Source organism: Pararhodobacter sp. SW119, assembly GCF_017811755.1.
In the GTDB taxonomy this organism is placed as follows: Bacteria; Pseudomonadota; Alphaproteobacteria; order Rhodobacterales; family Rhodobacteraceae; genus Pararhodobacter.
Map to the genome: position 1 here is coordinate 1 of NZ_JADDJF010000028.1, position 17,686 is coordinate 17,686.

General features: G+C 68.4%; 20 protein-coding genes. 13 read left to right on the plus strand and 7 right to left on the minus strand.

Annotated elements, in window-relative coordinates; translation table 11 throughout:
* Positions 1-19: 19 nt before the first annotated feature.
* Positions 20-1,282 (minus strand): phosphoribosylamine--glycine ligase, encoded by a 1,263-nt coding sequence (gene purD / locus IM708_RS14340; protein ID WP_209427263.1) that lies wholly within the window; start codon positions 1,280-1,282, stop codon positions 20-22.
* A 68-nt stretch (positions 1,283-1,350) separates the two neighbouring features.
* Between purD and xseA the strand changes: the two genes are divergently transcribed.
* Positions 1,351-2,901, plus strand: coding sequence for an exodeoxyribonuclease VII large subunit (gene xseA / locus IM708_RS14345; RefSeq protein ID WP_209427264.1), 1,551 nt, complete (start codon positions 1,351-1,353; stop codon positions 2,899-2,901).
* A gap of 131 nt (positions 2,902-3,032) precedes the next feature.
* Here the strand turns inward: xseA and pth are convergent, their stop codons facing one another.
* Together pth and IM708_RS14355 are read right to left on the minus strand one after the other, a co-directional pair.
* Complete coding sequence (gene pth, locus IM708_RS14350) at positions 3,033-3,740, minus strand: aminoacyl-tRNA hydrolase (protein ID WP_209427265.1); 708 nt, start codon at positions 3,738-3,740, stop codon at positions 3,033-3,035.
* Positions 3,741-3,947: 207 nt separating this feature from the next.
* Positions 3,948-4,571 carry a 50S ribosomal protein L25/general stress protein Ctc gene (locus IM708_RS14355; protein ID WP_209427266.1) on the minus strand — a complete coding sequence of 208 codons (624 nt, stop codon included), beginning with the start codon at positions 4,569-4,571 and terminating at the stop codon, positions 3,948-3,950.
* A gap of 173 nt (positions 4,572-4,744) precedes the next feature.
* Here IM708_RS14355 and IM708_RS14360 point away from each other — a divergent pair, with 173 nt between their 5' ends.
* Positions 4,745-5,380 carry a hypothetical protein gene (locus IM708_RS14360; RefSeq protein WP_209427267.1) on the plus strand — a complete coding sequence of 212 codons (636 nt, stop codon included), beginning with the start codon at positions 4,745-4,747 and terminating at the stop codon, positions 5,378-5,380.
* On the opposite strand, the gene ppk2 is transcribed toward IM708_RS14360, so the two are convergent.
* Positions 5,346-6,230 carry a polyphosphate kinase 2 gene (ppk2, locus tag IM708_RS14365; RefSeq protein ID WP_209427268.1) on the minus strand — a complete coding sequence of 295 codons (885 nt, stop codon included), beginning with the start codon at positions 6,228-6,230 and terminating at the stop codon, positions 5,346-5,348. The genes IM708_RS14360 and ppk2 overlap by 35 nt on opposite strands.
* Before the next feature lie 93 nt (positions 6,231-6,323).
* On the opposite strand from ppk2, the gene IM708_RS14370 reads away from it, so the two are divergent.
* From IM708_RS14370 to chrA, 3 genes are all read left to right on the plus strand, one after another.
* Complete coding sequence (locus IM708_RS14370) at positions 6,324-6,674, plus strand: TfoX/Sxy family protein (RefSeq protein ID WP_209427269.1); 351 nt, start codon at positions 6,324-6,326, stop codon at positions 6,672-6,674.
* A gap of 18 nt (positions 6,675-6,692) precedes the next feature.
* Positions 6,693-7,181 carry a lytic transglycosylase domain-containing protein gene (locus IM708_RS14375; RefSeq protein WP_209427270.1) on the plus strand — a complete coding sequence of 163 codons (489 nt, stop codon included), beginning with the start codon at positions 6,693-6,695 and terminating at the stop codon, positions 7,179-7,181.
* Positions 7,182-7,394: 213 nt separating this feature from the next.
* On the plus strand, positions 7,395-8,762 hold the full coding sequence (gene chrA, locus IM708_RS14380) for a chromate efflux transporter (RefSeq protein WP_209427271.1): 1,368 nt from the start codon (positions 7,395-7,397) through the stop codon (positions 8,760-8,762).
* Positions 8,763-8,991: 229 nt separating this feature from the next.
* Here chrA and ndk read toward each other — a convergent pair whose 3' ends face one another.
* Complete coding sequence (gene ndk, locus IM708_RS14385; RefSeq protein WP_209427272.1) at positions 8,992-9,414, minus strand: nucleoside-diphosphate kinase; 423 nt, start codon at positions 9,412-9,414, stop codon at positions 8,992-8,994.
* 172 nt (positions 9,415-9,586) lie between these two features.
* Between ndk and IM708_RS14390 the strand changes: the two genes are divergently transcribed.
* The 3 genes from IM708_RS14390 (at position 9,587) to IM708_RS14400 (ending at position 13,030) form a co-directional block, all read left to right on the plus strand.
* Positions 9,587-11,440 (plus strand): ABC-F family ATP-binding cassette domain-containing protein, encoded by a 1,854-nt coding sequence (locus IM708_RS14390; RefSeq protein ID WP_209427273.1) that lies wholly within the window; start codon positions 9,587-9,589, stop codon positions 11,438-11,440.
* A gap of 19 nt (positions 11,441-11,459) precedes the next feature.
* Positions 11,460-12,074 (plus strand): MarC family protein, encoded by a 615-nt coding sequence (locus IM708_RS14395; protein WP_209427274.1) that lies wholly within the window; start codon positions 11,460-11,462, stop codon positions 12,072-12,074.
* A gap of 359 nt (positions 12,075-12,433) precedes the next feature.
* Positions 12,434-13,030 carry a TIGR02281 family clan AA aspartic protease gene (locus IM708_RS14400; RefSeq protein WP_209427275.1) on the plus strand — a complete coding sequence of 199 codons (597 nt, stop codon included), beginning with the start codon at positions 12,434-12,436 and terminating at the stop codon, positions 13,028-13,030.
* 10 nt (positions 13,031-13,040) lie between these two features.
* On the opposite strand, the gene IM708_RS14405 is transcribed toward IM708_RS14400, so the two are convergent.
* Positions 13,041-13,529 carry an Rrf2 family transcriptional regulator gene (locus IM708_RS14405; RefSeq protein WP_209427276.1) on the minus strand — a complete coding sequence of 163 codons (489 nt, stop codon included), beginning with the start codon at positions 13,527-13,529 and terminating at the stop codon, positions 13,041-13,043.
* Between the two features lie 233 nt (positions 13,530-13,762).
* Here IM708_RS14405 and IM708_RS14410 point away from each other — a divergent pair, with 233 nt between their 5' ends.
* The 4 genes from IM708_RS14410 (at position 13,763) to bfr (ending at position 16,315) form a co-directional block, all read left to right on the plus strand.
* Positions 13,763-15,079 carry an FAD/NAD(P)-binding oxidoreductase gene (locus tag IM708_RS14410; protein WP_209427277.1) on the plus strand — a complete coding sequence of 439 codons (1,317 nt, stop codon included), beginning with the start codon at positions 13,763-13,765 and terminating at the stop codon, positions 15,077-15,079.
* 11 nt (positions 15,080-15,090) lie between these two features.
* Positions 15,091-15,450: a DUF5368 domain-containing protein gene (locus tag IM708_RS14415; RefSeq protein WP_209427278.1), complete on the plus strand. Its 360-nt coding sequence runs from the start codon at positions 15,091-15,093 to the stop codon at positions 15,448-15,450.
* A 126-nt stretch (positions 15,451-15,576) separates the two neighbouring features.
* The gene (locus IM708_RS14420) at positions 15,577-15,882 is read left to right on the plus strand and encodes a (2Fe-2S)-binding protein (protein WP_209427279.1); all 306 of its coding nucleotides are present in this window, start codon (positions 15,577-15,579) and stop codon (positions 15,880-15,882) included.
* Positions 15,830-16,315, plus strand: coding sequence for a bacterioferritin (gene bfr / locus IM708_RS14425; RefSeq protein WP_209427280.1), 486 nt, complete (start codon positions 15,830-15,832; stop codon positions 16,313-16,315). Before IM708_RS14420 ends, bfr begins: the two co-directional genes overlap by 53 nt.
* Here bfr and IM708_RS14430 read toward each other — a convergent pair.
* Positions 16,284-16,664: an MmcQ/YjbR family DNA-binding protein gene (locus IM708_RS14430; RefSeq protein ID WP_209427281.1), complete on the minus strand. Its 381-nt coding sequence runs from the start codon at positions 16,662-16,664 to the stop codon at positions 16,284-16,286. The genes bfr and IM708_RS14430 overlap by 32 nt on opposite strands.
* A gap of 96 nt (positions 16,665-16,760) precedes the next feature.
* Here IM708_RS14430 and IM708_RS14435 point away from each other — a divergent pair, with 96 nt between their 5' ends.
* Positions 16,761-17,657, plus strand: coding sequence for a DMT family transporter (locus IM708_RS14435; RefSeq protein ID WP_209427282.1), 897 nt, complete (start codon positions 16,761-16,763; stop codon positions 17,655-17,657).
* Positions 17,658-17,686 lie beyond the last annotated feature (29 nt).

The window sequence follows — 17,686 nt, forward strand, 5'->3', positions numbered from 1 at the left end:
GCCGGTCCAGCCGCCGGAATCAAAGCGCGCGCCAACCGATGTCGCGGCGGCAGAACCCCTCGGGCCAGTCGATCGCATCGACCATCGCATAGGCCGCATCGCGCGCCTCGGCCAGGCTGTCGCCGCGGGCCGTCACGTTCAGCACCCGCCCGCCGCTGGCCACCAGCCGCCCGTCCGCCCGCGCCGTCCCGGCGTGAAAGACCATGCGCCGCGAATCCACCGGCAGCGCCTCCAGCCCCCGGATCTCGGACCCCTTTTCGTACGTGCCCGGATAGCCTTGCGCGGCTAGCACGACCGTGATCGCGTGATCGTCGGCCCAGTTGACCGCGCAGTCGTCCAGCCGCCCCTGCGCGCAGGCCAGCATCAAATCGAGCGCCTGCGCCCCCAGCCGCATCATCAGCACCTGGGCCTCGGGGTCGCCGAAGCGGACGTTGTATTCGACCAGCCGCGCCTGCCCGCCGTCGATCATCAACCCGGCATAGAGCACGCCGCGAAACGGGCAGCCCCGCCGCGCCATCTCGGCCACGGTCGGCCGGATGATCTGCGCCAGCACCTGCTCCTGCAAGTCGGGCGTCATGACCGGGGCGGGGGAATAGGCGCCCATGCCGCCGGTGTTGGGGCCGGTGTCGCCTTCGCCCACGCGCTTGTGGTCCTGCGCGGTGCCGATAGGCAGCACGTTCTCGCCATCGACCAGCACGAAGAACGACGCCTCCTCGCCCGCCATGAACTCCTCGATCACGACCGAGGCGCCGGCCGCGCCGAACTCGCCGGCGAACATCGCCTCCACGGCCTCCAGCGCCTCATCGACGGTTTGGGCCACGATCACGCCCTTGCCCGCGGCCAGCCCGTCCGCCTTGATCACGATCGGCGCCCCGTTGGCGCGGACATGCGCCTTGGCGGGGGTCGGGTCGGTGAATCGCGCCCAGGCCGCGGTCGGCGCGCCGCAGGCGTCGCAGACCTCCTTGGTGAAGGCTTTCGACGATTCCAGCCGCGCGGCGGCGGCCGAGGGGCCGAAGGCGGCGATCCCGGCGTCTTCGAGCGCGTCGGCAACGCCGGCGGCCAGCGGCGCCTCGGGGCCGATGATGACGAAATCGACCGCGTTTTCCTCGCAGAAACGCACGACCAACGCGGGTTTTCCCGCATCGAGCGTCGCGCATTCGGCGATCGCGGCGATGCCCGCATTCCCCGGCGCGACGATCAGCCGGTCGCATTTCGGGTTCTGCTTGACCGCCCAGGCCAGCGAGTGTTCGCGCCCGCCGCCGCCGAGAACCAGAATGTTCATATGTGCCCCCTTGGCCGCTCTGGCCCCGCGTTCTAAGGTCGGGGGCCCGGCAACACAAGCGAGCCTGCATGGACCTTCTGGAAGATCCCGCCCCGTCGAACGCGCATGATTTCACCGTCTCGGAGCTTTCGGGCGCCGTCAAGCGCGTGATCGAGGGCGAGTTCGGTCGCGTCCGCGTGCGCGGCGAGGTCGGGCGCGTGGTGATCGCGCGCACCGGGCACATGTATTTCGACCTGAAGGACGACCGCGCGGTGATCGCCTGCGTCAGCTGGAAGGGGCAGGTCGCCCGCATGACCGTCCGCCCGGAGGAGGGGATGGAAGTCATCGCCACCGGCCGCGTGACGACCTTCGCGCCGCAGTCCAAGTACCAGCTGCAGGTCGAGAACATCGAGCCCGCCGGGGCCGGGGCGCTGATGGCGATGCTGGAGGCGCGCAAGAAGGCGCTCGCCGCCGAGGGGCTGTTCGACCCGGCCCGCAAACGGCCGATCCCGTATCTGCCGGGGGTGATCGGCGTCATCTCCTCGCCCACGGGCGCGGTGATCCGCGACATCCTGCACCGGCTGGCGGACCGCTTTCCGCGCCATGTGATCCTGTGGCCGGTCGCGGTGCAGGGCGAGCGCTGCCCGGCCGACGTTGTGCGCGCGATCCGGGGCTTCAACGCGCTGGGTCCGGATGGGCCGGTGCTGCGGCCGGACGTGCTGATCGTCGCGCGCGGTGGCGGCTCGATCGAGGATCTGTGGGGCTTCAACGACGAGGCGGTGGTGCGCGCCGCGGCCGAAAGCGCGATCCCGCTGATTTCGGCCGTGGGGCACGAGACTGACACGACGCTGATCGATTTTGCCGCCGACCGCCGCGCGCCGACGCCGACCGCCGCGGCCGAAATGGCGGTGCCGGTGCGCGCCGAGCTGCTGGCGCAGGTGGCCGCGCTGGGGGCGCGGCTGGACCGTGGCGGCAAGGCGGCGGTGCAGAACCGCGGCCAGCGGCTGCGGGACGTCGCGCGCGCGCTGCCCCGCCCTGAGGCGCTGCTGTCGACCGCGAACCAGCGATTCGACCTGGCGGCGGGACGCTTTGCCGGGTCGCTGCGGGCGCTGGCCGATCGCAAGCGGCTGGACCTGAGCCGGGCGGCCTCGGGTCTGCGCCCCGGCACGCTGACCGCCGGGCTGCGCGCCGCCACCGAAGCCCTGCGCAGGTCGGCGGCGCGGCTGGTGCCGGGCTTGCAGCGCGGTGTCGAGCAGCGGGCGCGCGAACTGGCCGCGCTGCGGCTCAGCCCGGCGCGACTGCGGGTCGAGATCGCGCGCGTGCGCCCGGCGCTGGACACGCTGACCCGGCGCGGCGACACGGCGATGGCGCTGCGTTTCAGCCGGGCCGGTGACCGGCTGGAGGCGCTGGACCGGATGCGGCAGACGCTGGGCTACCGTGAGACGCTGGCGCGGGGCTTTGCGATCCTGCGCGACGGGGACGGCGCACCGGTAACCAGCGCCGCGGTCGCGCGCGTCCTGCCGCAGTTCACTGTCGAACTGGGCGACGGGGCGTTCGATGCCGCGGCGCTTGCCCCCAGCGGTGCGCCGAAGCGAGGGCCGAAGCCGGCGAAGCCGCCCGAGCAGGGGTCGTTATTCTGAGAAGGGTTCCGGGGCGGTCCTTTTTCTGACCGCGGGCCGATGCGGACAGTGCCCGCGAAACGGCCCACCCGCCCGCCCCCGTTTCGCGGGCACTGCCCGCTTCATCGCACCGGAGAGCGCGTTCGGTCGGGTCAGCGGAAGCGGTCGATCAGCTTTTGCAGGGCGCTGCGGGTGTCCGGGGCGGTCTCGGTCTTCGGCGTCGGTTCGGGGCGAGGGGCGGGATCCGCCTGCGGCGCAGGATCTTTCCGTTGCGTCTGCGCGGCATTTCGGGAGGGCGCGGCGCGCGCGGCGACGGCGTTGAGAAAGCGGGCGCTGTCGCCCTTGGCCAGGTGCGGCGCGCCGTCGCTGATCCCGCGCATCAGGTCGTCCAGCCAGTCGGCATCGGCCTTGGCGAAATCGTGCAGCACATAGGCCGAGACCCGGTCCTTGTGCCCGGGATGCCCGATCCCCAGCCGGACGCGCTGAAAATGGGCGCCCGCATGCGCCATGATCGAGCGCAGTCCGTTGTGGCCGGCGTGGCCGCCGCCCTGCTTGACGCGGCACTTGCCCGGCGCAAGGTCCAGTTCGTCATGGAAGACGGTCACCTCGACCGGATCGAGCTTGTGAAACTGCGCCGCCGCGCCGACCGCGTCGCCCGAGAGGTTCATGAAGGTCTGCGGCTTGAGCAGCAGGATCCTCTCACCCGCCAGCGTCCCCTCGGCCAGCAGTCCCTTGAACTTCGCGCGCCAGGGCGAGAAGCCGTGGTCGGCGGCGATACGGTCGACCGCCATGAAGCCGATGTTGTGCCGGTTGCCGGCGTATTTCGTGCCCGGATTGCCCAGGCCCACCCAGAGTTTCATCCGCACCCCCGATCATTGGTCCTTCCCTGCCGTCCCGCGCCCGGAAATGCAAGAACCCCGCCCGGAGGGGGCGGGGCTGGCGCAGTGTCCACGCGTGGACACCTTGGCAAGGTCTTGATTTCAGGGAAGGAAAAGCCCGCGTTAACCGCAATGAAACTTTCCGCGCAGCCGCCCTGGGGCATCCGCGCGAAGGTCACGGTGCGGAACTCAGATTTCTTCTTCCTCTTCCTCGACCTCTTCGTCCTCGTCGCCGGCCTGCAGGCCCTTCGGCGCGGCGAGGTTGGCGATCACGAAGTTCCGCGTGACGGTCGGCTTTGCGCCTTCCGGCAGGGCGATGTCGCTGATGTGGATGACGTCGCCGATCTGCTTGCCGGTCAGGTCCACAACGAGCTTTTCGGGGATGTCGCCGGCGATCACGCTCAGTTCCACCTCGGGGCGGACCACGGTCAGCGTGCCGCCCTTCTTCAGCCCCGGCGCCAGGCCGTGGTTGATGAATTCGACATGAATGAACAGCTTGATCCGCGTCGTGCGGCGCAGGCGCATCAGGTCGACATGCGTCGGCAGGTCCTTGATCACGTCGCGCTGGACGCTGCGGCAGATGACGCGCACGTCATCGTGGCCTTCGACCTTCAGGTTCCACAGCTTCGAGAGGAAGCGCCCCTCCTTCAGCCGTTTCACGAGGTAGTTGTAGTCCATGTCGATGGCGATCGGGTCGTTGCCGCCACCATAGACGACGCCAGGTACCTTGCCTTCACGGCGGGATTGACGGGCGGCCCCCTTGCCTGTCCCCGTGCGTACCTTGGCGATCAGATCGGGGATCTCACCAGCCATTGTCGTTGCTCCAGTTTGCTTGTGGTACGCGCCCCTCCAAGGGTGGATGCGCGCATCGCGTGCGCATAGACGGTTTCGCCGCGCTTGAAAAGCCCCCGGGGACGCCGGAAAGGCTGAAACTGGCGCCCGCGGCGGCCATTGGCGCGGCACTGGCGCGCGGATAGGGTGGGACCATGGACCGTCAGTTTGCCGCCGAACTCAACGAGCGGCTGTTTACGCATTTCGTCGCCGGCGCCTGGCGCGCGCCGCTGTCGGACCGGCACCTGCCGGTGACCGGCCCCGATGGAGCGCCGCTGGGACGCATCGTTTGTGCGGGGCCTTCCGACATCGCCCGCGCGTGCGGCGGGGTGGCGGCGCAGCTGCGCGCGGCGGCGGAGGCGGCGGATCCCGCCGTCCTCTGGCAGGCGCTTCGCGATGAGGGCGCGCTTCTGGCGGCGCTGCGGGCGGGCGAGGGGGTCGAGGAGATGCTGCGCGCGCCCGAACCCGTGGACCTGCCGGGCAAGGGGCCGCTGGTCCTGCTGACGGCGGCGGCGGTGCCGGTGGATCGGATCGCGGGGTTGCTGATCGCCGGGGCGCGGCGCGGGATGATCTGGAAGCCGGCGCCGGCGGCGGCGACCTCGGCGCATCTGATGATGCGCATCCTCGGGCCGCGGGCCGGGGGGCGGCTGGCGATGGTGCAGGGCGATCACGCGACCGGCGCGCTGCTGGCCGGGCGCGGCGGGCTGGTCTGGGCCGGGCAGGGGCCGGCGCCCGCCGACCTGCCCGCGCCGCTGCTCAGCCTTTCGGCCAGACCTCGGGCCCGCCGATGATCTGCGGGTCGGGGGCGCCCAGGGCGTCGGGGTCCTTCCGGTCATAGTCGAACGCGGAAAGGATGCGCTGGAAGGCAGCGATGCGGGCGCGGTACTTGTCGTCGCTGCGGATCACCGTCCAGGGCGCGAAGTCGAAATGGCTGCGGGCGAACATTTCGGCGATGGCCTGAGTATAGGCATCCCATTTCGCCAGCCCCTCGACATCGATGGACGAGAGTTTCCACTGCTTCAGGGGATGGCCTTCGCGCGCCAGCATCCGGCGCAGCTGTTCGGCGCGGCTGACATTGAACCAGAGCTTGATCAGGTGGATGCCGTCCTGGGTAATGGTGCGCTCGACCTCGGGGAGTTGGGCGAAAAAGCGCGCGCGCTCAGCCTCGGTGCAGAAGCCGAAGACCGGCTCGATAACCGCGCGGTTGTACCAGCTGCGGTCCATCAGCACCATCTCGCCCGCCGCCGGAAGGTGCTCGATATAGCGCTGAAAGAACCATTGGCTGCGTTCGCGGTCATCGGGTTTTCCCAGCGCCATGATGCGGGCGGTGCGGGGGTTCAGGTTCTCAGTCACGCGGCGGATCGCGCCGGATTTTCCGGCGGTGTCGCGGCCTTCGAAGATGAGGACAAGCCGGGTGCCGGTGGCGTCGATCCAGGTCTTCAGCTTCACCATCTCGATCTGAAGTTCGCGCATCCGGGCGTAGTAGTCGTCGCGCTTCATCCAGCGGTCGTAGGGAAAATCCGGGGTGATGATGTCGCGCTTGCGCCCCTCCTCGATCGCGGTGCGGATCTCGGCCGGGGCTTCGTCGGCCAGGTAGCGGCTGATCGCGCCGTCGAAGGGCAGGGGGGCGGCATCGGTCATCGGGCACCAGGGTTGCGCGGTGGTTTGCGGGGCGGAAGGCTAGGCTGCGCCCGCCCTCTTGCCAAGCCGGTTCGCGCGCGGCATCTCAAGGCGATGTCGACGCCCATCTCCTCGATCCGCAACCTCGGCCCCGCGATGGAGGCCGCCTTCGCCCGCGCCGGGATCGGCAGTGCCGAGGAATTGCGCGAACTGGGGCCGGACGTGGCCTATGCGCGGCTTCTGCAGACCGGGCACCGGGCGCATTTCATCGCCTATTACGTTCTGGTCATGGGCTTGCAGGGGCGGCCGTGGAACGACTGCAAGGGCGCCGAGAAGGCGGAATTGCGGGCGCGGTTCGATGCGCTGAAATCCGCTCATGTTTCCAAGGGGGGACTTGCCGGACTGGAGGCGGTGCTGGATGAAATCGGGGTGGTGCCGCCCCGACCCGGAACGAGGCGCGGCTGAACCCCGAGGGACCGAACCATGCGCCTGAAATTCCTGGCCCTGCCGCTTGCGCTGCTGATGGCCGCCTGCGGCAGCGCCCCCGAAGTGGCCAGCCGTGGCGACACGGGGATCGACCGCTACGCGACCGCGACGCCCGAACTGGTCGCCCGCATCGACCGCGCCGCCGACGCGCATCGCATTCCGCGGGCGCTGATGCACCGCGTCGTTCAGCGCGAAAGCGGCTATCGGCCGGGGGCGCGCAACGGGCCCTACTGGGGGCTGATGCAGATCCTGCCGCAGACCGCGCGGACGATGGGCTTTGGCGGCGCGCCGCAGGACCTGCTGGATCCCGAAGTGAACCTGCGCTACGCGGGCCGCTACCTGCGCGGCGCCTGGCTGGTCGCGGATGGCGATATCGACCGGGCGGTGCAATGGTATGCGCGCGGCTACTACTACGAGGCGCGCGACCGCTGCATGCTGGTACAGACCGGGCTTGCCGCGCGCGAGGTCAATCGCCGCTGCGGCTGAACCGATTCGCATTGCGGAAGGCGCCGTCGCCGCCGCGTCGCCCCTGACCGGCATCGCACGCGTCGGAAAGACCTCACCCCAGGTCCCGGAAGGCAGGCTGCCCCCCCGAAGCGCGGGCTTCGCTTCCGGCGCCCGCCGGTGTAGGAGGGGGTGTCAGCTGAGAACGCCGGAGGGGCAGGCCCGCCGGACCTTGCGCAGAACCGGACGCCCGCCATGTCGGATCGCTCCTACCCGACGCTTGCCGAAGCGACCCGCATCTGGGCGCGGATCGGGCTGCTCAGCTTTGGCGGGCCGGCTGGGCAGATCGCGCTCATGCACCGCATCCTGGTCGAGGAGAACCGCTGGCTGGGCGAGCGGCGTTTCCTGCACGCGCTCAACTACTGCATGCTGCTGCCGGGGCCCGAGGCGATGCAACTGGCCGTCTACATCGGCTGGCTGATGCACCGCACGCTCGGCGGGATCATCGCGGGCCTGCTGTTCGTGGCGCCCGGCGTCGTGGCGATCATGGCGTTGAGCTGGATCTACGCGCTTTACGGAAATGTCGGCGCGGTCGAGGCGCTGTTCTTCGGATTGAAGGCGGCGGTTCTGGCCATTGTCGTGCAGGCGGTGATCCGGATCGGCACGCGGGCGCTGGGCAATGGCGCGATGCTGGCCATCGCGGCGGCGTCGTTCGTGGCGATCTTCGGATTCGGCGTGCCGTTCCCGCTGATCATCCTGACCGCCGGGCTGATCGGCTTCTTCGGCGCCAGGGCGGATCTGCCGGCCTTTCGCGGCGGCGGCGGGCATGGCGCGGTGGGCAAGTCGCAGGTCGACGACGACGACACGCTTCTGGGCGCGGAATCGCCCGGCCACACCGCCGTCAATCGCGCCCATGCTTTGCGCATCTCGGCGGTGTTCCTGCTGCTGTGGCTGGCGCCGGTGGCGGTGCTCTTCGCGCTTCTCGGTCCGGCAAACGTCTTTGCGCAGATCGCCGGCTTCTTCAGCGTCATGGCGGTGGTGACCTTCGGCGGCGCCTATGCGGTGCTGGCCTATGTCGCGCAGGAGGCGGTGCAGAACTATGGCTGGCTCGCCCCGGGCGAGATGCTGGACGGGCTGGGCATGGCCGAGACGACGCCCGGGCCGCTGATCATGGTCACGCAGTTCGTGGGCTTCATGGGCGCGCTGCGCGACGCGGGCGGGCTGTCGCCGCTGATGGCGGGGACACTGGGCGGGCTCTTGACCACATGGGTCACGTTCACGCCCTGCTTCCTCTGGATCTTCCTCGGCGCACCCTTCATCGAGCGGTTGCGCGACAACCGGCTGCTGGCGGCGGCGCTGAGCGCGATCACCGGCGCGGTCGTCGGCGTGATCCTCAACCTCGCGGTCTGGTTCGGCCTGCACGTGGTGTTCGATCAGGTCCGAACGGTCACCGCCTACGGGCTCGACATCGACCTGCCGGTCTGGACGTCGCTCGATCCGGCGGCTGCGGTGCTGGTGCTGGCTGCGCTGGTCGCCGTCTTCCGCTTCCGCCTCGGCCCGGTGACGGTGCTGCTGGGCTGCGCGGCGGCTGGACTGGCGCTGGGTCTGGCGGGGATTCGATGAAGGCCCGTTTGACCCGTGGTTGCGGGCTGTCTTGAGCCATCGTGGATTGCCGGGCCGGGCAAGGGCTGGCCCGGCCCGCGTGGGGCCGGGCAGAAAGTTTCATTGCGGTTAACGGCGCAAAATTCGCCTCTGATCTCAATGGTTTGACAAAGGGTCCGCATGCGGACCCTCCGGCCCGAGACGCCTGCCCAAGCCTTTAGCCAGAAATCGGGGCGCCTGCCGCTTGGCCTCAGCCGACGATTTCGAGGGCCGAGAAGAAGAAGGCAATCTCTTCGGCAGCGGTGTCGGGCGCGTCCGAGCCGTGGACCGAATTCTCGCCCTTCGACAGCGCGAAGTCCTTGCGGATCGTGCCTTCGGCGGCTTCCGCGGGGTCGGTCGCGCCCATCACTTCGCGGTTCTTCGCGATCGCGCCGTCGCCTTCCAGCACCTGCACAACGACCGGGGCCGAGGCCATGAATTCGCACAGCTCGTCATAGAACGGCCGCTCGCGGTGCACGGCGTAGAATTCCCCGGCTTCTTCCTTGCTCAGGTGAATGCGCTTCTGTGCGATGATGCGCAGCCCGGCGTCCTCGAACTTGGCGTTGATCTTGCCGGTCAGGTTGCGGCGGGTGGCGTCGGGCTTGAGGATGGAAAGCGTGCGTTCGATGGCCATTCGGCGTGCCTCATGTCTGCTTGGGGGGATGGCCGTTGCCACCCCATTGAATCCGCTGGCCCGTTAGCACTTGCCGCGTCGGATGGAAAGGGGCCGCGCGCGGGATGCCCGGCGCGATCACCGGCGCATCCCCCGATTGACGCTGGCGGCGCAATCGGGCAAGGCGCGGGTCATGCTCGTGATCGAAGACCTGCATTTCTCCATCGAGGGGCGGCCGCTGTTTGCGGGTGCCAGTGCGCGCATTCCGGCCGGTCACAAGGTCGGCCTTGTCGGGCGCAACGGGTCGGGCAAGACCACGCTCTTTCGCCTGATCCGGGGCGAACTGGCCGTCGAGGGCGGCGCAATCCGCCTGCCCAACCGCGCCCGCATCGGCGGCGTCGCGCAGGAGGCGCCGGCGGGCGCGACCTCGCTTTTGGACACGGTGCTGGCCGCCGATACCGAGCGCGCCAGCCTGATGGCCGAGGCGGAGACCGCGACCGACGCGGCGCGGATTGCGGCGGTGCAGGCGCGTCTGACCGATATCGACGCCTGGTCGGCCGAGGGGCGGGCGAGTTCGATCCTGAAGGGCTTGGGCTTTACCGAGGACGAGATGCGCCAGCCCTGCTCGGACTTCTCGGGCGGATGGCGGATGCGGGTGGCGCTGGCCGGGGTGCTGTTTGCGCAGCCTGACCTGCTACTGCTCGATGAGCCGACGAACTACCTGGACCTGGAAGGGGCGCTGTGGCTGGAAAGCTATCTGGCGCGCTATCCGCACACGGTCATCATCATCAGCCACGACCGCGGGCTGCTGAACCGCGCGGTCGGCGCGATCCTGCATCTGGAGGATGGGCGGCTGACCCTCTACCAGGGCGGCTACGACACCTTTGCGCGGACCCGTGCCGAACAGCGCGCGGTGCTGGTCGCCGAGGCCAAGAAGCAGGAGTTGCGGCGCGCGCATCTGCAAAGCTTCGTCGACCGCTTCCGCGCCAAGGCATCGAAAGCGCGTCAGGCGCAAAGCCGCGTCAAGATGCTGGAAAAGATGACGCCCATCACCCCGCCCGCCGAGGCGGCGCGGCATGTCTTCACCTTTCCCGCGCCCGAAGAGTTGTCCCCGCCCATCGTCGCGCTGGAGGGCGTCAAGGTGGGCTATGACGACGTGCCGGTGCTGCAGCGCCTGAACCTGCGCGTCGATCAGGACGACCGGATCGCGCTTCTGGGCCGCAACGGCGAGGGCAAGTCGACGCTGTCCAAGCTTCTGGCCGGCAAGATGGAGCCGATGGGCGGGCAGATCACGCGGGCGGCGAAACTGCGCGTTGGCTATTTCGCCCAGCATCAGGTGGATGAGTTGCATCTGGACGAGACGCCGCTTCAGCATATCCAGCGCCAGCGCCCGACCGAGGGACAGCCGAGGTTGCGCGCGCGGCTGGCGGGGTTCGGGCTTTTCGCGGATCAGGCCGAGACCGAGGTCGAACGGCTTTCGGGCGGGCAGAAGGCACGGCTCAGCCTGCTGCTGGCCACGATCGACGCGCCGCATCTGCTGATCCTGGACGAACCGACCAACCACCTGGACATCGAAAGCCGCGAGGCGCTGGTCGAGGCGCTGACCGCCTATTCCGGCGCGGTGGTTCTGGTCAGCCATGACATGCATCTGCTGAACCTTGTGGCCGACCGTTTGTGGCTGGTGTCGAACGGGGCGGTGACGCCCTGGGAGGACGATCTTGAATCCTATCGCCGCTTCCTGCTGACCTCCGACGCGCCCGAACGCGAGGCGCGGCCGAAAGCACCGAAAACCGCGAAACCCGTCGCGAAGGCGGATCTTGTGCTACTGAGGTCCGAGGTGCGGAAATGCGAGCAGCGCGTCGAGAAGCTGAGCGAGATGCGCGACAAGCTGGCGCGGAAGCTGGCCGACCCCGCGCTCTACGATGACGCGCGGCGCGACGAACTGGAAGTCTGGAACCGGAAGTATGCGGAAGTGATGGACGGGATCGAGCGCGCCGAGGCATTGTGGATGAAAGCCGCCGAAGCGTTGGAGAGCGCCCGGGCCTGAGGTCGAAAGGACCAAGCCGATGCCGGAACCCGCCTTCCTGATCACCGTCTTCGTCACGCTTTTCGTGGTGATCGACCCGATCGGACTGGCGCCGCTGTTTCTTGCGCTGACGCAGGGGATGGACCGGGCGCAGCGGGTGGCCGTGGGGCTGCGCGCCTGCGTCATCTCGGTCGTCCTGCTGATGATCTTCGGGTTGGCGGGCGAGGCGATCCTGGGTGCGATCGGGATCACCATGCCGGCCTTCCAGATCGCGGGCGGGATCCTGCTGTTCCTGATCGCGCTCGACATGGTGTTCGAGCGGCGCAGCAAGCGCCGGGAGGGGCATGCGACGTCCGAGGATGACCCGTCGGTGTTCCCGCTGGCGATGCCGCTGATCGCGGGCCCGGGGGCGATGGCGGCGATGATCCTGCTGGTGGGCGAGACCGACTGGCAATGGACCGGGGTGGCGGCGGTGCATTTGGCGATGGTGGCGGTGATCGCGCTGGCGTTCATTCTGTTCCTGCTGGCGATCCCGCTGGAGCGCGCGCTGGGCAAGACCGGGACGATGGTGATCACGCGGCTGCTGGGCATACTGCTGGCGGCGCTGTCCGTGCAGTTCGTACTGAACGGGTTGCGTGGGGCGGGACTGGTCTGAGAGGGCGGGACGTGTCCCGGTTGGCGCGGCGAGGCGAGGGTGTGTCCAAGCTTGGACAATCGCGTAACCAACAGATATCATGTCATAAAGTTTTTTCTGTTAACCTGTTGGCAACCCGGTTTACAGGGGTCGCCGTGCCGGGGAAGACCCTGCGGCGCGCTCGGATGCGGCCGGACGTGTGCAGGTCGATGGCCGGAAATCGGCGCCGGCAGGTCACCGGGGGATCGGTTCACAGCCTTGTGCCGCCGGCCTGCGCCCTCTTCCAGCGCGGAACGCGGCCCCTATATTGAGCGAATGACCAGTCAGACTCACCCGCGCCGCCTGTTCCACAGCGTCCGACTCAACCGGGCGCGTCCGGCATGAGTGGCGATCCGCAGATCGAACGGCTGGTCTATCTGAGCATCCTGGGCACCGTGCTGATCGGGTATTTCCTGCTCAGCGGGCGCGCGGGGATCGGTACGATGCTGCGGCATCTGATCCTCTGGGCGCTGATCATCACCGGGGTCGCCGCAGCCTATGGGCTGGTCACCCAGACCGGCACCTTTGCGACGCATATGCAGCAAAGCACCGGCGAGGCGGTCGAGTTGCAGCGCGGGCGCGACGGACATTTCCATCTGACCGCCGAGGTGACCGGGCCGCCCGGCGCAGCACCGCAGCAGATCCGGTTCATCGTCGATACCGGTGCGACCGAGTTGGTCCTGTCTAAGGCCGATGCCGAGCGGCTGGGATTCCGCGACGAGGATCTGGCCTTCCTGGGAACGGCGCGGACGGCCAACGGGGTCGTGCGGACGGCGATGGTGCTGCTTGACAGCGTCCAGCTTGGCGAACGCGAGGATCGTCGCGTGCGCGCTTTGGTCAACGAGGGGCAACTGGACGTGTCGCTTCTGGGGATGGGCTATCTGAACCGGTTCGCCCGGATCGAGATGACGCGCGACCGACTGCGGCTCGAATACTGAGCGGCGCGGTTCAGGCGCGGGAAAGGGCCACGCGTTTGCAGCCAAGGCGGGCTGCGGTGCGCGTGCCCTCGGCCAGCGACAGGATCGCGGTGAGCCCTTCGTTGCAATCGACCAGATCGTGCAGCGTCAGCGGGTCGAGCGTGGCGTAGAACGCCTCGACCGCGCGCGCCAGGTGCAGGTCGATCCGGCAGACGCCCTTGAGCGGGCAGGCCGTGTCGTCTGTGAAGCATTCCATGAACGGAACGTCGGATTCGAACCGGCGAAAGACCTCGCCCAGGCTGATCTCGGTCGCGGGGCGGGCGAGGACGAAGCCGCCGTTGCGCCCGCGCAAGGTCTGGATCAGGCCGATCTGGCCCAGCTGGTTCACGACCTGCGCCAGGTGATTTTCGGATGCGTTGATGAGCGCCGCGACATCCGATTTCCGGACGACCCGGTCGGGATTGACCGCGCAGACCATGAGCGCCCGCATGGCAAGCGCGGTGCGTGTCGTCAGGCGCATTTCGGATATCTCCCCCCATCCGGCGTTTGGAGGAGTGTGGGCAATTCGCCGGCAATTGCCTTGATTTCGATCAAGCTTTCGCGGAGGGCGGGGGGGCCTTTTCCCGGCCCTTCCGATCGGCGGGGATGCGACGATTGCGCGCAGCGCGGTGCCTTGATGCAGATCAAAGAAATGAATACCAGAATGTTTAAGGGGGAAGGGCACGGCGCGGTTGCGCCCGAGAGGAGGACTGCATGACCGGATCATTGGGTTTCTCGGCCACCCGGCGCGGGTTTCTGGGCCTGGCCGCCGGCGGCGTTGCGCTGACCGCACTGCCCGAGGCGACGCGCGCCCAGCCGGTGCGCACGTCGGCGCGTATCGTGATCCTGGGCGCGGGTGCGGGCGGGGCAAGCATGGCCAACTGGCTGGCCGCGCGGCTGGAGGGTGCGCAGATCACGGTCGTCGATGGTCGCATGCAGCACTGGTATCAGCCGGGCTTCACGCTGGTCGCGGCGGGGCTGAAGCCTGCCGGCTACGCGACCAGTGCGACCGGCGACTGGCTGCCTGCGGGCGTGCGCTGGGTGCAGGACTTCGCGGCCGAAATCGACCCCGAGGCGAATCGCGTCACCACGCTGGGCGGAGAACGGCTGGACTATGACTACCTGATCGTGGCGACGGGGCTGACGCTCGACTGGGATGCCATCGAGGGGTTTTCACTGGACATGGTGGGCGAGAACGGGATCAGCGCGCATTACGCCGGGCCCGATCACGCCGAACGCAGCTGCCGCGCGCTGGACCGGTTCATCGACGAAGGCGGGGTGGGCCTGTTCGGCCGCCCGGAGACCGAGATGAAATGCGCGGGCGCGCCCCTGAAGATCACCATGCTGACCGAAGACATGGCGACGCGCCGGGGCAGCCGGGACAGGGTCAGCCTGATCTACAACGCGCACAACCCGACGCTTTTCGGCGTGCCCATCGTCGACCACCGCGTGCGGCAGATCTTCCGCGAGCGGGACATCCCCGTGCGGTTCGGCCATGTGCTGAAGGCGATCGATCCCGCCCGCAAGGTGGCCACCTATGCAACGCCTGAGGGCGACGTCGAGACCGGCTATGACTTCATCAACGTCATCCCGCCGCAGCGGGCGCCGCAGGTGGTGCGCGAGTCGGGGCTGAGTTGGGCGGACCGCTGGACCGACCAGGGATGGATCGAGGTCGACATGGGGACGCTGCGCCACGCGCGGTATCCCAACGTTTTCGGCATCGGCGACATCAACGGCGTGCCCAAGGGCAAGACAGCGGCCAGCGTCAAATGGCACCTGCCGGTGGTCGAGGATCATCTGATCAGCGAGATGCAGGGCCGTGAGGGGACGCGGCGGTTCAACGGCTATACCTCGTGCCCGATGATCACGCGGGTCGGGCGGGCGATGCTGATCGAGTTCGACTACAACGACAATCTGGTCCCGTCCTTCCCCGGCGTCGTTGCCCCGCTGGAGGAGCTGTGGGTCGCCTGGCTGATGAAGGAAGTTGCGCTGAAACCCACCTATATCGCCATGCTGCGCGGCCTCGCCTGAGGAGAGACGAGATGGAAGAATTCAGCCTGCGCACTTTTCTGGCCGTGTTCGAGGAGATCTTCGGCGCGGGGCTTTTCTGGGTACTTGTGGCCGTCGCCGCTGTGTTCACCGTGGCCTGGATCTACGTGCTGGTGCGGGATCGGGAACTGTCGATGCGCAAGTATCTGGTCGCGCAGATCTCGATGCCGGTCGGGGCGATTGCGGCGGTCGCCTTCGTGCTGTGGGTCACGAATTCGCAGCTTCGCGATATCGGCGGGCCGATCGACGGTCTGATACTGCTGGGCGTCGCGGTCCTGGGCGCGGTGGGGCTGTCTATCGTCGTCTATGTGCTGCAGTCGCTGGGGCGCCGGGCGCCGCCGCCGCAGTCCTGACCCGTACCGGGTTTCGCGGCCGGCGCTTTCGGGGGCCGGTTTCGCGCTTTACATAGCTGAGTGTTTCTGTCAGAAAAGCGCTGGGTCCGGGGAATGGCGGGCCGGGACGTAGGCTAAAGGTGCGGCATGATCGTCTGCCACTGCATGAACATCGCCGATCAGGACATCCACGCCGCGGTGGACTGGATGCGCGCTGCCGACCCCGACACGATCATCACCCCGCGCAAGGTCTATCGCGCGCTGGGCAAGACCGCCGATTGCGGTGGATGCCTTCCACTCTTCCTTGACACGATGCGCAGATGTGAGAGTTTTCCGGTATCCGCAGCCGGGCGGGCCGACACCGCGGTGCCGATCCTGCGCAACGTGAAAGGACAGGGACATGAAGGGCGATCCGAAGGTCATCGAGTATCTCAACGCGGCACTTCGGTCTGAACTGACCGCGGTCAGCCAGTACTGGCTACATTTCCGGCTGCAGGAAGACTGGGGATACGGGCGGCTGGCCGCGAAAAGCCGCGCCGAGTCGATCGAGGAAATGCACCACGCGGACAAGCTGATCGACCGCATCATCTTCCTTGAGGGCCACCCGAATCTGCAGAAGCTCGACCCGTTGCGCATCGGGCAGAACCCGCGCGAGACGCTGGAATGCGACTTGGCCGGCGAGCATGACGCGCGCAACCTCTATATCGAGGCGCGCCAGCATTGCGAGAAGGTGGCGGACTTCGTCAGCAAGGACCTTTTCGAGGCGCTGATCGCCGACGAGGAAGGGCATATCGACTTCCTCGAGACGCAGCTGGAACTGATGGACAAGCTGGGCGAGGAAAAATACGGCCTGCTCAACGCGTCGCCGGCGGACTCGGCCGAGTAGGGGCGGGCGCCAATGCTGCCTGGACCTTCTTGGGCAGCTTGTCGCGGATGACCTGGTAGGAGCCGACGATGCGGTCGCGCAGTTCCGCATCGTCGACCCGATCCCACGGCAAGTGTACCCAGGATCGGTGAAAATAGGGCGCGCGTTCGGCCCGGCCGAGGTCGATCAGCAGTTCGGCGCTGTCGATATCGGCGCATTTCACCGCGACGCACGTGTCCATCGTGCCGATCACGGCGAAGAGCTTTCCGCCGACCTTCCACGCATCGTGTCCGCCGCCCCAGGGGTCGCTGACCTCGGTCCCCGGCAAGGCGCGGCAGATCGCGCGCACGGTTTCGCGACTCTGACCCATGCCGCATCGTTACCGGCGGCGCACGGACGGTCAAGCGTGCTGGTCTTTCACCTGTGAAGCGCCTAGGCTTGGCTGAAACTCCGGTTGAGGTTCTGAATGCCCTCTCCTGCCGCGCAGGCAGCCGTCGCGATGACGGCGGCCACGTGCTTTTTTGCCGGCACCACGCTGCTGGCCAAGGCGCTGGGGTCGGGTGTGCTGGGCACGCCGATCCATGCGCTTCAGATCGGGCAGGCGCGGTTCGTGGTCGGCTTCCTGGTGGTCGTGGCGTTTCTTTGCCTGATGCCACGGCGGTTGCCGGAACTGGCGGTCAAGCCGCCCAGGCCGGCCTGGGGCCTGCACCTTTTCCGCACCGTTCTGGGCTGGCTCAGCGGCGTGCTGATCTTTGCGGCGGTGGCGCGCATCCCGCTGACCGATGCCAATGCGCTGAGCTTTCTCAGCCCGATCGCGACGATGCTTCTGGCCGTGCCAATCCTGGGCGAAAGGGTCGGGCCGTGGCGCTGGGGGGCGGCGATCCTGGCGCTGCTGGGCGCGCTGGTGCTGCTGCGGCCGGGTGACGGCGTGATCCACCCCGCAGCGCTGCTGGCGCTGGGGGCGGCGTTCTGCATGGGGCTGGAAGGCGTGGTGATGAAGCGCCTGACCCGGCGCGAGCCGCTGCGGCAGATCATGCCGATCAACAACGCCATGGGCGCGCTGATCGCCAGCGCCGCGGCGATCCCCTTCTTCCACTGGCCCGAGGGGGCGGCGCAATGGGGGGCGCTGGTCGGGGTCGGGTTGCTGATGGTTTCGGGGCAGATGCTGCTGCTCCTGTCGTTCTCGCGGTCCGACGCAAGCTATGTGACCCCGTTTCTCTATCTCACGCTGGTCTGGGCGGCCATTTTCGACACGCTGGTCTTCGGCATCCTGCCCGATGCGGCCAGCCTGACCGGCGCGGGGATCATCATGGCGGGCGGGTTGCTCATGGCCTGGCGGGAGGCGCGCCTGCGGCGCCGTTGAGTTTCGCCGCTTGCGCGGGCGCGCGCCGG